This is a genomic window from Oleiphilus sp. HI0061, from assembly GCF_001635675.1.
Genome location: NZ_LWFE01001210.1, coordinates 1 through 1,887, shown reverse-complemented (window position 1 = coordinate 1,887; position 1,887 = coordinate 1). Strand labels below are relative to the sequence as shown.

The following is a 1,887-nucleotide window of genomic DNA, read 5'->3' as shown; positions in this document are numbered from 1 at the left end:
CTGAACATGCTTCGGAGCAGAACCACCAGCACCTGTTTCAAACAGACCACCACCAGCCATTAACGGAACAATAGATAGCATCTTAGCACTGGTACCCAACTCAAGAATCGGGAACAAATCCGTTAGATAATCTCGTAGTACATTACCGGTAACAGAGATCGTGTCACGGCCACGAATCAAGCGCTCCATTGTGAAGCGAATTGCCTGATCCGGCGACATGATACGAATGTCCAAACCATCCGTGTCATGATCCTGTAAGTAGGTGTTCACCTTCTTAATCATTTGCGCATCATGGGCACGCTCAGGATCTAACCAGAATATAGTCGGCATACCCGTTGCTCGAGCACGAGAAACGGCGAGTTTCACCCAGTCCTGAATTGGCGCATCTTTAGTCTGACACATACGCCAGATGTCACCCTTCTCGACATCATGCGAAAGCAAGACCTTACCATCTTCATCAACTACACGAACAGTACCGTCAGCCTCTAACTCGAAAGTCTTGTCGTGAGAACCATATTCTTCAGCTTTTTGAGCCATCAAGCCAACATTTGGAACGGTACCCATTGTCGTTGGGTCAAAGGCATCATGATGCTTACAGAAGTTAATAACTTCCTGATAGATGGTCGCATATGTGCGCTCTGGAATAACCGCTTTAGTGTCTTTCAGTTTACCGTCAGTACCCCACATTTTACCACCAACACGAATCATCGCAGGCATTGACGCATCAACGATGACATCACTTGGTACATGGAGGTTTGAAATACCTTTGTCAGAATCTACCATCGCCATTTCAGGGCGTTCTTCGTAACAGGCACGAATATCTTCTTCAATTATAGAACGCTGAGAGTAAGGAAGATCAGATATTTTCTGGTGAACATTACTCAAACCATTGTTAGGGTTCACACCCAACTCTTCAAACTTCGCCTGATGCTTTTCAAAAAGTTCTTTGAAGTAAACAGTAACCGCATGCCCAAATACGATCGGATGCGAGACCTTCATCATGGTGGCTTTAACATGTAGAGAGAACAACAAGTCAGCTCTTCTTGCACCTTCCATCTCTTCTTCAAAGAACTGACGCAAAGCTTTAACACTCATAAACATGCCATCGATCACTTCTTTCTCAATGACAGCTGTCTTTTCTTTAAGTACGGTCACTTTTCCATCTGCTTCAACAAGTTCAATACGAACATTGCCAGCTTTTTCAATTACCGTAGACTGCTCTTGGTCGTAAAAGTCGCCGCTACGCATATGGGCAACATGTGTACGTGACGCCTGACTCCACTTACCCATGGAGTGTGGATATTTACGCGCATAGGCTTTAACGGAAGGTGGCGCGCGACGATCTGAATTACCTTCACGCAGAACAGGGTTTACCGCACTACCCAACACTTTGGCATACTTTGCTTTAATCTCTGTTTCTTGCTCGCTGCCAGCTTCGTCGGGGTACTCAGGAATATCATAACCCTGATCCTGTAGCTCTTTAATTGCTTCTTTCAACTGAGGAATTGATGCACTGATATTCGGCAATTTAATAATATTGGCTTCCGGATGTAGCGTTAATTCGCCCAACTCAGCTAACGCGTCTGGTACGCGTTGCTCTTCAGTCAGTTTCTCGGGGAAGGCTGCCAAGATACGTGCAGCTAAAGAAATGTCGCTCTCATCAACGGACACGCCAGCGGCGGAAGTGAAAGCGTTGAGTATAGGAAGTAAGGAATAGGTTGCCAGTGCTGGCGCTTCATCTGTTTTTGTGTAGATAATCTTGGATATTTCTGTTGTCATTTTTTCCCCAAACTGTACCGGTAGGATAACCAATGGAACTAATTTTACACACTGAGGACCTGACAACTCGTGATCACCAGACCCAGCGAAAATTATGCGTAAACGCTA

At 45.4% G+C, this 1,887-nt stretch carries 1 protein-coding gene; it reads right to left on the bottom strand.

Annotation, left to right across the window (positions count from 1 at the left end; all coding sequences use genetic code 11):
• Positions 1 to 1,779: NADP-dependent isocitrate dehydrogenase (locus A3735_RS18825; protein WP_068638464.1), on the bottom strand; the 1,779-nt coding region annotated here is incomplete at its 3' end.
• Positions 1,780 to 1,887 lie beyond the last annotated feature (108 nt).